The organism is Marinifilum sp. RC60d5 (assembly GCF_052400665.1).
In the GTDB taxonomy this organism is placed as follows: domain Bacteria; phylum Bacteroidota; class Bacteroidia; order Bacteroidales; family Marinifilaceae; genus JBQTGK01.
Map to the genome: position 1 here is coordinate 230,474 of NZ_JBQTGK010000002.1, position 13,819 is coordinate 244,292.

General features: G+C 35.9%; 11 protein-coding genes. All 11 read left to right on the top strand.

All coding sequences use genetic code 11. The features are described 5' to 3' along the window. The first annotated feature begins 120 nt into the window (after window positions 1-120). The 11 genes from ACT3CE_RS05085 to ACT3CE_RS05135 all read left to right on the top strand — a co-directional run bounded on the left by ACT3CE_RS05085 (window position 121) and on the right by ACT3CE_RS05135 (window position 13,649). A complete protein-coding gene (locus tag ACT3CE_RS05085; RefSeq protein WP_444708678.1) occupies window positions 121-1,554 on the top strand; it encodes a sulfatase-like hydrolase/transferase in 1,434 nt (477 codons plus the stop codon). Window positions 1,555-1,594: 40 nt separating this feature from the next. Beyond that, complete coding sequence (locus ACT3CE_RS05090; RefSeq protein WP_444708679.1) at window positions 1,595-1,723, top strand: hypothetical protein; 129 nt, start codon at window positions 1,595-1,597, stop codon at window positions 1,721-1,723. A 378-nt stretch (window positions 1,724-2,101) separates the two neighbouring features. Beyond that, window positions 2,102-4,066 carry a DUF1565 domain-containing protein gene (locus ACT3CE_RS05095; protein ID WP_444708680.1) on the top strand — a complete coding sequence of 655 codons (1,965 nt, stop codon included), beginning with the start codon at window positions 2,102-2,104 and terminating at the stop codon, window positions 4,064-4,066. Window positions 4,067-4,091: 25 nt separating this feature from the next. Continuing rightward, window positions 4,092-4,892, top strand: a complete 801-nt coding sequence (locus ACT3CE_RS05100; protein ID WP_444708681.1) for an SGNH/GDSL hydrolase family protein — start codon at window positions 4,092-4,094, stop codon at window positions 4,890-4,892. Between the two features lie 48 nt (window positions 4,893-4,940). Beyond that, entirely contained in the window at window positions 4,941-6,518 is a 1,578-nt protein-coding gene (locus ACT3CE_RS05105) for a sulfatase family protein (RefSeq protein ID WP_444708682.1), read from the top strand. 18 nt (window positions 6,519-6,536) lie between these two features. Continuing rightward, window positions 6,537-7,679, top strand: coding sequence for a glycosyl hydrolase family 28-related protein (locus tag ACT3CE_RS05110; protein WP_444708683.1), 1,143 nt, complete (start codon window positions 6,537-6,539; stop codon window positions 7,677-7,679). A gap of 13 nt (window positions 7,680-7,692) precedes the next feature. Further along, window positions 7,693-8,571: an alpha/beta hydrolase gene (locus tag ACT3CE_RS05115; RefSeq protein WP_444708684.1), complete on the top strand. Its 879-nt coding sequence runs from the start codon at window positions 7,693-7,695 to the stop codon at window positions 8,569-8,571. Between the two features lie 4 nt (window positions 8,572-8,575). Then, window positions 8,576-10,378: an arylsulfatase gene (locus ACT3CE_RS05120; RefSeq protein WP_444708685.1), complete on the top strand. Its 1,803-nt coding sequence runs from the start codon at window positions 8,576-8,578 to the stop codon at window positions 10,376-10,378. A 50-nt stretch (window positions 10,379-10,428) separates the two neighbouring features. Further along, entirely contained in the window at window positions 10,429-11,352 is a 924-nt protein-coding gene (locus ACT3CE_RS05125; RefSeq protein ID WP_444708686.1) for a prolyl oligopeptidase family serine peptidase, read from the top strand. 79 nt (window positions 11,353-11,431) lie between these two features. After that, window positions 11,432-12,259, top strand: coding sequence for a 3-keto-disaccharide hydrolase (locus tag ACT3CE_RS05130; protein WP_444708687.1), 828 nt, complete (start codon window positions 11,432-11,434; stop codon window positions 12,257-12,259). Window positions 12,260-12,419: 160 nt separating this feature from the next. Continuing rightward, window positions 12,420-13,649, top strand: a complete 1,230-nt coding sequence (locus tag ACT3CE_RS05135; protein ID WP_444708688.1) for a putative glycoside hydrolase — start codon at window positions 12,420-12,422, stop codon at window positions 13,647-13,649. Window positions 13,650-13,819 lie beyond the last annotated feature (170 nt).

The window sequence follows — 13,819 nt, forward strand, 5'->3', positions numbered from 1 at the left end:
CAAAGGGTAAAACAATTGTAATGTATTTTGTGAATGTTTAAAATAGATATAAAATAAACAATACTGAGCATTTTCTATCTGATCCGATTTTAAGAATTTTAACCAAATAAAATTAATGAAATGAAAAAATATTTTTTACTATCCTTTGTTCTGCTTTGTTTTTCGATGTTTACATCTTGTAAACAAGAAAAAGTACAGCCGAATATTGTAGTCATCTTGTGCGATGATTTAGGTTATGGTGACCTATCAACCTTTGGTCATCCTGTTATTGAAACGCCTAATTTGGATGAATTGGCAGAAAAAGGAATGAAGTTTACGAACTGTTATTCTGCAGCTCCTGTATGTTCGCCATCACGAGCAGGTTTATTAACCGGACGAAGCCCAAATAAGGCTGGGGTTTATGATTTTATTCCTAGTCCTAAAAAGAGTCCTGATTGCAGAGATTTAGTTCACTTGCAAGCACATGAGCAAACGATTCCAGCAATGCTAAAAAAAGCTGGATATGCTACTTGTTTGTCAGGTAAATGGCATTGTAGTTCGCGTTTTAATAGTGATGCGCAACCTAAACCAGGCTATTTTGGTTTCGACCATTGGTTTTCTACTCATAACAATGCAGCTCCAAGTCATCATAATCCTAATAATTTTGTGCGTAATGGCAAAAAGGTGGGAGAAATAGAAGGTTTCAGTTGTCAGATTGTGGCTAATGAAGCCATGCAATGGCTAAAGGACAAAAAAAATGACAAACCCTTTTATCTTCAGGTGTGTTTTCATGAACCACATGAACCTATAGCTTCTCCAAAGAATTTAGTGAAAAAGTACTTACCTCAAGCTGAAAATGAAAATCAGGCCGAGTATTTTGCTAATGTTGAGAATATGGATAAAGCTGCCGGAAGTTTGATTAAATTTTTAGAAGAAAATTATGGCGACAATACGCTTGTGTTTTTCACCTCTGATAATGGACCCGAAACTTTAAATAGATATTCTAGAGCAACTCATTCTTATGGATCACCTGGTAAATTAAAAGGGATGAAATTATGGACGAATGAAGCAGGATTTCGTGTTCCTGGAATTCTATGTTGGTTGGGAAAATCTACATTTAATGGTACAACAGATGCTATTGTTTCTTCATTGGACCTATTACCAACTTTTGCTGAATTATCAGGAGCAGAATTGCCTAAACGAACATTAGATGGAGAATCTATTACATCATTAATAAACACAGGTAAAAAGGAAAGGATTAAACCTTTAATTTGGGCTTTTTATGATGCCATAAATGAAGAAAGAGTGGCCATGCGTGTTGATGACTGGAAAATTATGTGTCGTTTGAAAACAGATACAGCTTATATAGGGCATATTCACAATTTGTACGAGGGCAACGAAAAGCTTGTAAAAGAGGCTAAAATGGTTGATTTCGAACTATTCAATATGAAATCAGATATGAGTGAGACTGAGAATGTAGCTCAGAAATATCCCGAAGTATTTAAAAGTATGAAACAGAAATTTGAGTCGGAATATGCTGCCTTGTTAGAAGAAAGTCATATCTGGAAAAGATAATCAGAATAAAAGATAAAATGAATTCGTAAAATTCACACTTATGCTTATTCTATTGGCACTAGCAAAAGCTAGTGCCAATAAAACCGAAAAGAATTCGAAGCTAAATGTGATACTAGTTATGCTTGATGATATAGGAGTTGGTGGTTTGGCTTGTAACGGGAACCAATAGATTAAAACTCCAAATGTCGATGTGCAACATGCTAAAAGTACACGTTTTACAGATTAACATGTAAGTTCTACTTGTGCACCTGCGCATGCTGCGATTATGACAGGGCAGCATAACTTAAAGAACAGGAGTGTTTTTTACAATAAAAGGTTGTTTTCTTAGTCTGGAAAAAGAAACGACCATGGCTCAGGTTTTTAAATAGGATGGATATAGTACAGCAATATTCGGGAAATGGCACTTAGGTGATCATTATCCATTTCGTCCGCAGGATAAAGGATTTGATGAGGTTTTAATAAAAAAAATATGAAACGTCCATATAAAGAAGCGCTCGATAAATAAGTAAACTAAACAATTCTCACGGCTAAATTTCTTTAAAACAAGATGAACAACCTAAAGTCAATTGTACTGATATTAATGCTTGCCTTATCAATGATAGTGCAAGCAAAAGAATACCATGTATCTAAAAGTGGTAACGATTTTAATAATGGAAGTATTGAATCTCCATTCAATACGATTTCTAAAGCGGCAAGAATTGCTCAAGCTGGAGATGTTATTACAGTACACGAAGGAACCTATAGAGAATGGGTCAATCCTTATTATGAAGGGCGGAATGATAGAAATAGAATTGTTTATCAGGCTGCCGAAAATGAAGAGGTTTGGATTAAGGGATCGGAAGAAATTAATACTTGGAAGAAACACAAAGGTTCTATTTGGAAAGTCGTTTTAAAAAATGAGCTTTTTGGAGATTTTAATCCCTACCAAGAAATTATTTATGGCGATTGGTTAACAAGAACTTCTGGTCGTGATCACCACTTAGGTGAAGTGTATATAAATGGTAAGGCTCTATATGAAATTGACAGTTTATCCAAAGTGTTTTCTGAAACTCCTTTAAAAAAGGCAAGAGATATTGAAGGTTCTAAGTACAAATGGTATTGTGAAAGTAATCAGAAAACAACAACTATTTATGCTAATTTCAATGGCGTAAACCCAAACAAGGAATTAGTTGAAATTAATGTGCGTCCCACTGTATTTTGGCCTAAAAAAACAGGAATAAATTACATTACTGTACGTGGTTTCAATATGTGTCATGCGGCTACACAATGGGCACCTCCAACCGCAGAGCAAATTGGTTTAATTGGGCCCAACTGGAGTAAGGGATGGATTATTGAAGATAATTTGATCTCTGATTCGAAATGTTCAGGTATTGTTATCGGAAAAGAAAGAGCTTCGGGGCAGAACCAGTGGAAACGTGATAAGAGAAAACAAGGAACCCAGTATGAGCGTGAGGTTGTTTTTAAAGCTTTACAGTTAGGATGGTCTAAAGAAACAATTGGTTCTCATATTGTTAGAAATAATACCATTAAAGATTGTGAGCAAGGTGGTATTATTGGTCATTTAGGCTGTGTGTTCAGCGAAATAAGCAATAATCACATTTATAATATTGGTATAAAAGGACAGTTTAGTGGATGGGAAGTGAGTGGAATTAAATTGCATGCGGCCATCGACGTTTTGATTAAGAACAATTGCATTCACGATAATCATAGAGGAATATGGCTCGATTGGCAGGCTCAAGGGGCACGTGTTTCAGGTAATTTATTTTTTAATCACACAGACAACGAAGATTTATTTATTGAAGTAAATCATGGTCCTATGATTATTGATAATAACATTCTATTGTCTGAAAAAGGAATTTTGAATGCTTCGCAAGGAACCGCATTTGTGAATAATTTAGTAGTTGGATATATTCAAACCCGTGCGGCAAGCAATCGTTTTACGCACTATCATTTTCCTCACTCTACTCAGGTTTTAGGAATGATGACTGTAATTCTTGGTGATGATCGTTTTTACAACAATATTTTTGCAGCAAATAACGACAGCTTGGGTAAAAGTCAATTTTACGGTCTAAATGCTTACAACGATTTTCCACCAGCAGACTATGTTTGGAAATCTCCGGGAAATTTAAATGCATATAACAAACAAAAGTTTCCGATGTTCATCGATGCCAATCTTTATCTGAATAAAGCATTGCCATCGACAATTGAAACCAACTTTGTTGAGGATAGAAGTGTAAATCCAGAAATAAGCCTATCGAAGGAAGACGGTTCTTACTATTTGAACATTACTGTTGATGAGAGTTTTGCAAAAGTGAAAACGCAAATGATAAATACCGAAAGATTAGGGTATGCATTTCAGCCTGAAACTCCTTATGAAAACCCAGATGGCTCACCAGTTACCATAAATCAAGATTATTTTGGCAAGCTAAGAAATACAGAAATACCAATGGTAGGTCCACTTCAAAACCTTACAATAGGAAAGAATAAGATTAAGGTTTGGGATCTCAATTAATTTCTGATTATTTAATTCTTTAAAAATGGAACGAAGAAAATTTATAAAAACAGCTTGTTTAGGGGCTATGAGTATGGCAATTGTACCTCATGCCTTTGCAGGTTTTTGGAACAAAAAATGCGAGCTTGAAACTTGTAAGATTACTTGGGAAGGATTGTGTGGAAATATCGGAAAAACCTATAAAACAGATGGTTTTAAATATGTTCACCCAACAAAGAAAATACCCAATGTGCTTTTGTATGGTGATTCCGTTTCAATAATGTATACCTCACAAGTAAGAAAGAGTTTAGAGGGAAAAGCAACGGTAGTTCGTTTGTTTAAAAATGGAGGATCAAGCCATAATTTTATTCCCAATATGGATAAAATGAAGGAAACAATGTTCCAGCCTAGTTTGAAAGGCGGTTGGAATTTTAAATGGGATGTCATTCACTTTAATGTTGGTTTGCACGATTTAAAATACTTAAAAGGCAAGAATTTGAGCAAGAAAGGGAAGCAAGTTTCATCAACAAGCTTATACAAAGAAAACCTAGATGATATCTGTAAGTATTTGAAGAAGAACTACCCAAAGGCTAAATTGATTTTTGCCACAACGACTCCTGTTCCTGAAAATGCTAAAGGCAGATATAAAGGCGATAGCATAAAATTCAATAAGGCAGCAATGGATGTATTGTCAAAACATCCTGATATTATTGTAAACGATCTTTATTCATTCACCTTTCCACATCATAAAGAGTGGGCTCAAGCGCCTGGAAATGTTCATTACAATCAATTAGGATTTACTCAGCAAGGAAAAGAAGTGGCACGAGTTATAAGTGAAAATTTATAAACCCGTATATCTTGATTAACAATTTACAGTATAAATATTTATAATAAAATGAAACTAAACTACTCTAAAATTTTCACCTTTTTTATTGGTAGCTTCTTGTTTTGCATGAGTTCATGCACTAGTAAAGCTAAGATTGAAAACAAGCCAAATATTGTAATCATTTATACCGATGATCAGGGGTACGGAGACGTAAGTGCATTAAATCCAGAGGCGAAATTTAAAACGCCTAATATGGATAAAATTGCGAATCAGGGAATCGTTTTTACCGATGGACACAGTAGCGATGCTGTATGTTCACCATCAAGATACACCTTACTAACCGGACGATATAGTTGGAGAACTTCTTTGAAAAAGAGCGTTTTGAGAGCAGATGGTCCTTGTTTAATAGAAAAGGATAGAATGACTATTGCATCTATGTTGAAAGAAAATGCTTACAATACGGCAATGGTGGGTAAATGGCATCTTCAAATGGACTTTGCCGGCGAAATAGGGAAAAATCGTGATTGGTCAAAACCTTTTAAAGAAGGTCCTATTGAGCATGGATTCGATTACTTTTTTGGGATTGCAGCTTCGATGAATTTTGGAGTATTATCACTTTTAGAAAATGATAAGGTATTGAATCCTCCAACTTTGTACACGCATAAAAAAAGAGATGTAACCCCTCATACATTCCGGTTTACTCCACCATATGATGAGGAATACAAGAAGGGAAATATTGAGGTTGCACCTTCTTTTAATGATGAATTGGTACTAGAAAAACTGGCAGGGAAAGCGGTTGAGTACATCAATAAATCAGCTGAAGATGCAAAAAAAGGGAAACCTTTCTTTTTATATTTTGCCTTAACAAGTCCTCATTTGCCTCATTGCACACATCCCGATTTTCAAGGGAAAAGTAATTGTGGTAATTATGGCGATTTTATGATGGAAACAGATTATAGGGTTGGACAAGTATTAGCTGCTTTGAAAGAAAATGGTTTAGAGGATAATACCTTGGTTATTTTTTCGTCTGACAATGGTGCAGAAAGCAATTATGCTTATCAACGAGATACATACCAGCATTATTCTTGCATGAATTTTAAAGGAGGGAAACGAGATATTTATGAAGGCGGACACCGTGTACCTTTCCTTATGCGTTGGCCTGGTGTTATTAAAGCAGGTAGTAAGGTGAATGTTCCTGTTTGTCAATCGGATTATTTGGCAACCATAGCTGATATTGTTGGGGCTTCAATTCCTGATAATGCTGCAGAAGATAGCTATAGTTTATTGCCACTTATGACTGATGAAGGCACTGAATCATATCAATCAGACAGAGCGGTAATTCACCATTCTTTCACAGGGCATTTTGCTATTCGTCAAGGCAAATGGAAATTAAATATGTTGAGAGGTTCAGGAGGTTCGTTAAAACCTAAAGTTTTTGAACCAGCAGAAGGTGAAGCGACTTACGAATTATACGATATAGAAAATGATCCTTCAGAGATGACTAATTTGTATTTTGAATATCCTAAAGTCGTTGAGAAGTTGAAAAAGGAAATTACTGCCATCATTAAAAATGGACGTTCAACAGCTGGGGCTCCTCAGGATTTTGTAAAGGAAAATTGGTCTCAAGTTACTTGGATGAATTTTTAAATTTAAGAAGGTCTAATCATGAGATTTTTTAAATATACACTTATTGTAGGCGCTCTTTTCGTGATGTTGTTTACGTCGTGTACTAAAAGAAATAATGTTCTTACTAATGTCATAATTGAATCTGAAGTAGATTCAATTATGACAGCCAAATGGGGCAGCGATTTTATACACGCAGAATATCCGAAGCAGTGGACTGATAATGTGATCGTAGTTAAGCCTAAAGAATCAATTCAAGCAGCTATTGATAAGGCAAATGAAGCAGGTGGTGGGATTGTCTTTTTAAAAGAAGGCGTTCACATTCTAGATCGTACTATTACCTTAAAAAGCAATGTTACAATTATTGGGGAAGGTAGCGATAAGACGATTCTAATGCAAGGAGCCAAGCTTGATATGGCCGCATTTAATGTGGAGGCAAAACCAACAATTACCGATGTTTTAATTAAAGATCTGACTATAAAAGGAACGAGAAGTGGTAAGGTCAATGGGATACTTATTCGTGGAAGAAATGAGGACAGGCATAAACGAATTATGTTTCAAAATATTGATGTCACTGATTGGTCTGCACAAGGTGTTCATATCAAACGAACCAACCATATCATCATGGATAATTGCAATTTTCAGTATAATGGTTCCGGTGGAGGTTTGTACCATAATTGTTACTTCTTGTACAACAAATCTATATTGCAAAGTGATTTAGATATGTCTTTTCCTATAAAGGGTAAGGGATGTAAATATACGTCTTGTGAGTTTGTATTGGCACAGCGATGTACCATAAAAGATACGCATGGAAATGGAATTCAGGCGGATCATGAACAGGCTGGATATTTGTTTTTTCATAAATACCACATTTCGGGGTGCGAACGTGTTGCAATGTGGTTTCCTTGTGAAGATTATTACGACAAGTTTACCTATAAAGAAGACTCTAAATATGCACCTCAGAATATCATATTAAATCGATGTGAGATTGTTGATAATACTTGGGGTGCCATGTGGCGTGCCGTGAATGATTCCTATGTGATAAACAGTCATTTCTCCAATAAGAAAATTGATATGGGCTTGTTGAAATGTCATGTGCAAATGGAAAATAGCACCTTCGATAAAGGAAATGAAATTTATACCGATGTAAAACAGTGGCCAGAAGATGTGAAAATCTTGTGGTAAATAAACATGCAATATGAAACATTTTGTACTATTATTCATCTTAGGTTTACTTGTGTCTGGCAGCTTGCAAGCACAGGAAAAAGAGGTCATAAACCTGGATCATGAGCAAGAACAGCCTTTCGAATTAACCTATAAAGTTGTCGATAGTGTTGTTCTGAATATGACTCTCAGGTATCCTGCTGATTTTAAAAAATCGAAAAAATATCCCACTATGATTTTCTTTTTTGGTGGCGGATGGAATGGCGGAAAAATATCTCAATTTCAACCTCAGGCTGAGTATTTTGCTTCGCGAGGAATGATTACTGTTTTAGCAGATTATCGTGTAAAATCAAGACATAAAACTACGCCTTACGAGGCTGTTGCCGATGCCAAGTCTGCGATTCGTTTTTTACGACAACATGCCAAAGAGCTGAATGTTAATCCTAAAAAGATAGCCGCTTCAGGCGGATCGGCAGGTGGACATTTAGCTGCAGTTTGCGGAAATTGTCCAGGTTTAGATGAAGTTGGAGAGGATTTAAGTATTAGTTCAAAGGCCAATGCTTTGGTTTTATTTAATCCGGTATTCGATAATGGCCCTGATGGTTTTTGTCATGAACGAATGGGCAAACGTTGGCAGGAGATTTCTCCAGCACATAATATCCGTAAAAATGCACCTCCAACTATTGTCTTTTTAGGATCTAAAGATCATTTGATTCCTTCTTCGATAGCTAAAAATTATCAAGCGAAAATGGAAGCGGTAGGAAGTCGATGTGACTTGCATTTGTACGAAGGACAAGATCATGGCTTTTTCAATCAGAAGAAAAAAAGCCACGAGTACTATAACAAAACAGTGCATGAAGCTGATCTATTTTTACGCTCACTAAAGTATATAAAAGGAAACCCAAAAATATAGAATGATGAAAACGTATCAATCAACTTTTTTAGTTGCGATTGGCTTATTAATGGGATTTGTAAACCCCATTTTAGTTAAAGCACAAGGCAAGACAAAACAAAAGCCGAATATTATTTTAGTCATGACCGATGATCAGGGAATGGGAGATTTGGCTTGCACAGGAAATCCCTACATAAAAACGCCAAATATTGATGAATTTTATTCCGATGCGGTAAGATTGACCAATTACCATGTTTCCACAACATGCGCACCAACCCGTTCTTCTCTTATGACGGGTCGTCACTGTAATCGTGTTAATGTGTTTCATACTATTGCAGGTCGTTCCATTCTTTTCGAAGATGAGGTGATTTTGCCTCAGGTATTGGCTCAAAATGGTTACACCAACGCTATGTTTGGTAAATGGCATTTAGGTGATAATTATCCTTATCGACCAGAAGATAGAGGTTTTCAGGAAGTTGTTCGCTTAGGGGGCGGTGGTGTTGGCCAAGCACCCGATTATTGGATGAACGATTATTTTGATGATACTTATATTCACAATGGTGTAGAGCAAAAGTATGAAGGTTATTGTACTGATGTTTTCTTTTCGGAAGCTATGGATTTTATCGAAACCAATAAGGACAAGCCTTTCTTTTGTTACTTGGCTACCAACGCACCACATTCTCCTTACAATTTACCAGAGGAATATTACAATCAGTATCAAGGTAAAAAATTCGAGAAGTTAAATCCTCGACTTCGACGTTTTTATGGTATGATTACCAATATTGATGATAATTTTAAAAAATTGGAAGAAAAGTTGGATGAGCTTCATTTAACCGACAATACCATTCTTATTTTTACCACAGATAATGGAACTTCAGCAGGTCGTTCAACCTATAATGCCGGTCTAAAAGGAGGAAAGGGAAGTCAGTACGATGGCGGACATCGTGTGCCATTCTTTATTCGTTGGCCCAATGGAGAGTTGACTGGTGGAAAAGATATTGAGAGACTTGCTGCTCATTACGATTTATTGCCAACTTTTGTCGATTTATTAGGTCTTGATTTTAATCCGGTAAAACCATTGGATGGAAAGAGTTTAAAGCCTTTGCTTGAGGATGAAAATGCTGAATGGGCAAATCGTATTTTGTACATGGATACTCAGCGTGAGCAAAATCTGATCAAGTATAAAAAATATACCGTAATGGACGATAATTGGCGTTTGGTAGATGGAAATGAACTATACGAAATGGACAATGATCGTGGAGAGGATAAGAATGTAATAGATGCACACCCCGAAGTTGCTGCCCGTTTGGCTGAAGGCTATGAGCGCTGGTGGCAATCGTTTATGGACGATGGTGTAGATGAGAAATATGCTTACATCAAAGTAGGATCGCCATATGAAAATCCGACTAAAATTTGTTCTCATGATCTATTGATCGGAAGATACAAAGGTGTTTGGCATCAAAATGGTGCTATTGAAGGAGAACAAGCAGAAGGTTCATGGAAAATAGAATTTGTTTCTGGTGGTGACTATAGTATTACGCTTCGCAGATTCCCTCGCGAAAGTGGCTTAGCCATTAATGAAACTTTCCCTGCTCAGGAAAAAAGAATTGAATTGGATAAAACAGCTCCAGCAGGAGTGAAAAACGATTTTACTGAGGCTCGATTGTATGTAGCAGGTATAACGAAGTCCCTTGAAATTAAAGAAGGACAGGCCGAAGTTACTTTTAATGTTAAAGTACCCGTAGGAAAGTACGATATGGAAGCTCGATTAATTGATCAAGATAATCGCGTACATCCTGCATACTATGTCTACATTGAAAAATTATAGTAAGACCCATTTTTTAGGTTAAAGCTTTTAAACAATTAAATTTTTAGGTTATGCGTAGTGTATTATTCGTAGTTATTTTTCTTTTCAGTTCATCTTTTATGTATGGGCAAAATGCTAGAGAGCTTGAAATATTAAAGGATTTCAACAACAAAGAAACTGTAGTTTATAAAACGGTGGATGGGCTTGAATTAAACATGGATATTTTTTATCCTGATTCGTCTAAAATGAAGCAGAAAAATCCTTGGATGATACACGTGCATGGTGGTGGCTGGGCTGGAGGTAGTAAATACAAAATCTTAAAACCTCCTTTCCTGTCTACTTTGCATACGCTTGTTGATAGTGGTGTTGTGTGTGTAAGCATAGAGTACCGAAAAGCCCGTGGCAGTTCTAATGCCTACGATTCTGCTGTGGATGCTAAAGATGCTACTCGTTTTCTTTTGAAAAATGCAGCAGAATTTAAATTGGATCAAGAGAAATATGGTGTTTGGGGAGGTTCTGCTGGAGGACATCTAAGCTTGGTGACTGCTTTAGGAGCAGATTCCGATTTTCAAGGAGATGCACAATTGGCAGATATTTCTACCCGATATAAATGTGTTGTTTCTTATTTTCCTTTTACTTCATGCATAAATCCTGATTTAAGACCGGGTTCTATTTTTGAAGATGAGACTCTTTTTGTTCGCCTTTTAGGTGCACCATTAAATGAGAAGCCTAAATTGGCTCGCTTACTTAGTCCTACAGAACTTTTAAAAGAAACGAGTTCTCCAATACTATTAATTCATGGAGATAAGGATACAACACTACCCATTAAGAATTCTCTTTACATGATGGAGGTGGCGAAGAAGAAAAATGCGGATGTTCAATTGTTTACGATTAAAAATGCTGGGCATAGCTTTAAGGGAGCAAATATTTCACCTTCCATGAAGGAGCTTAATAATTATTCTGCCAAGTTCATTCTTTCCCATTTGAAAGACTAAGTACATCAAAATAGATAGCTGTTAAAAATACTATTGATTTTGAAATTTTTAAAAGATTGCTTACCTAAGAGATGAAACAATGAAAAATAGAAACAGACTTAGATTATCAAGTATCTTATTAGTAATGATCTTCTCAATTGTTGCCAAAGCACAAAACACGGTTCAGACCAATGATGGTTTTGTGAAACTATTTAATGGTGAAAATTGGGATGGCTGGCATCTTAAATTGAGAAATGGAGATGAGGAAATGGCTAAAAAAGTATATGCCATTGAAGATGGAATGGTGCATGTTTTTAAAAATTTTCAAGATAGTATCGATATGAATACTGGTGAAAATGGAACACACGGACTTTTTTATACCAATAAAAAATACAGTAAGTATATTCTTCGATTTCAGTACAAATGGGGGACTAAAATTGCTAATAATTTCGACAGATGGCAATACGATGCAGGTGTTTATTATCATGTAATAGATGAAAAAATATGGCCTACCGGAATTGAATATCAAATTCGATACGATCACATCAAAAAAAGCAATCATACTGGAGATTTGATACGACCCAAAGGTACCGATTATACATGGTATTGCGATGAAGAAAGCAAGACTTACTTGCATCCGAATGATGGTGGAAAACCTGAAGTAAAGAGAGATTGGATGCATTTGGCTGCTCCAACGAAAAATTTTCAGGCTGTAAACGGCAAGTGGAATCAATGTGAAATTATTGTTATGGGCGCTCAATATGCCATTTACAAACTAAATGGAGATGTGGTAAACGTAGCTTATAATTTAAGCCCTGGAGAAGGAATCTTAGGCTTTCAATCAGAGACTGCCGAAATTTATTATCAGAATATAGAAATAAAAGAATTCGATGAGATTGTTCCTATTGAGAAATTTCTAAAGAAATAGGATTTGTGATTAATTCTCAAAAATAGAATTAAAAGGGATTGATAAAAAGACAAAAGCCGGAGAGAAGATTGTTTTGATTCGGGAATAAATAAGGAGAATCTATCTTTAGAGTTTGAAGGCAGATTTTTAGGTGATAATTGAAAAATAAAAAGTTAGATTGATGAAAAAGAAATTTTATAAATCTGTGTTAGGACTAAGCTTATTTTTGTTCTTTGCTGCAACAACTGAATTGACGGCACAGGGATCACATGAAACAGAAAGTGCGAAGAGTTTTGTGCTAAATGATGGTAGTTCGTTTAAAGCTAAGGCTTGTTTTCCTGAATTTTCTTGGGAGACAACGCCTATGTATTATCACTTTGGTGATATTGACAGAGTATTAACACCTAGTGAGGTTAATAATATAGCGGGTAAAACAGGTTTTATATGTATAGAAAAATCACATGCTTATCGCCAACTTGGTGATCAGGTATTAGGAACAAAACATGAAGTGAAAGCGTTTCATAAAGTGAAACCAGAATCAAAAGTATTATTCTATTACAATTCATATGTGGCATGGCCTTTCCCTAGATTCAACAAAGAGCTTACCCCAGAGGGTATTGCTAAAAATAAAGAATTAGCTAAGTTCTTAGCTATTAATCCAAAGACAGGTAAATTGAAGGAAAAAAGGAGAGGACCTGCTTTTTCATATTATTTTGAAGCTTTGAACCCTGATTTTCGTAAATGGTGGGTGAAATCGGCTGCTAAAGGGGTGAAAATTTCAAAGGCTGATGGGATTTTTATTGATCGTATGAATGTGAATCCTGGTTCAGATTATCCAGAAGATAAATTGACTGAAATAGCTATCGCTAAAGGTGAGATGATGGCTAATTTGAAAAAAGCAATTGGCCCAAAGAAAATATTGATAGGTAACAACGGCGCTAATACCAAAGAAGTTTTTCCTTCTTGCGATGGTTTCATGTTCGAGCATTACAATGCTTCTGTTATGACTAAAGAAAGTCTTCTAAAAGATTGGAAAGATATGCTTAGAATTGCTAAAGCTGGAAAAATGTCGATTTACCGTTTCGGAGCAAAAGGTAAAGGTAAAAGAGATATAACGATGGGTGCAACAGACAAAGGTGGTATGGAACAAAAGTCTAAGGATCAATTAGAATATTACCTTGCTTGTTACCTTATTGGTGCACAACCGTATTCTTATCTTCAATGGAATTGGGGTTGGAATTTAGCTGATGGTAACTTAGTAGATTATCCCGAGTTAAGAAAACCACTTGGAGCTCCAAAAGCAGCCTATAAACGCGTAAATGCAGAAGCTTGGGAGTTTACTCGTGAATTTGAGCATGCGAGTGTTTGGTTAAATACAGAAACTAAAGAAGCTAAAATAACTTGGCGATAAACGGGACTGTTTGCCCAAAAGCAAAGGGATTTTAGGCTTGAAAGGAATTGATAAAAGAAGGAAGCGAGATTGTTGCATTGTGCTAACAGTCTCGCTTTTTTATTGCATTTATTGTAAATGCAACATTTCACCTATTTATTGGAATGAATTCTAGGTCTTCGAACTGGTGT

Excerpts from the sequence above, each read along its gene's own strand:
- ACT3CE_RS05085 (WP_444708678.1), top strand. The coding sequence starts at position 121 with ATGAAAAAATATTTTTTACTATCCTTTGTTCTGCTTTGTTTTTCGATG.
- ACT3CE_RS05090 (WP_444708679.1), top strand. The coding sequence starts at position 1,595 with ATGCTTATTCTATTGGCACTAGCAAAAGCTAGTGCCAATAAAACCGAA.
- ACT3CE_RS05095 (WP_444708680.1), top strand. The coding sequence starts at position 2,102 with ATGAACAACCTAAAGTCAATTGTACTGATATTAATGCTTGCCTTATCA.
- ACT3CE_RS05100 (WP_444708681.1), top strand. The coding sequence starts at position 4,092 with ATGGAACGAAGAAAATTTATAAAAACAGCTTGTTTAGGGGCTATGAGT.
- ACT3CE_RS05105 (WP_444708682.1), top strand. The coding sequence starts at position 4,941 with ATGAAACTAAACTACTCTAAAATTTTCACCTTTTTTATTGGTAGCTTC.
- ACT3CE_RS05110 (WP_444708683.1), top strand. The coding sequence starts at position 6,537 with ATGAGATTTTTTAAATATACACTTATTGTAGGCGCTCTTTTCGTGATG.
- ACT3CE_RS05115 (WP_444708684.1), top strand. The coding sequence starts at position 7,693 with ATGAAACATTTTGTACTATTATTCATCTTAGGTTTACTTGTGTCTGGC.
- ACT3CE_RS05120 (WP_444708685.1), top strand. The coding sequence starts at position 8,576 with ATGAAAACGTATCAATCAACTTTTTTAGTTGCGATTGGCTTATTAATG.
- ACT3CE_RS05125 (WP_444708686.1), top strand. The coding sequence starts at position 10,429 with ATGCGTAGTGTATTATTCGTAGTTATTTTTCTTTTCAGTTCATCTTTT.
- ACT3CE_RS05130 (WP_444708687.1), top strand. The coding sequence starts at position 11,432 with ATGAAAAATAGAAACAGACTTAGATTATCAAGTATCTTATTAGTAATG.
- ACT3CE_RS05135 (WP_444708688.1), top strand. The coding sequence starts at position 12,420 with ATGAAAAAGAAATTTTATAAATCTGTGTTAGGACTAAGCTTATTTTTG.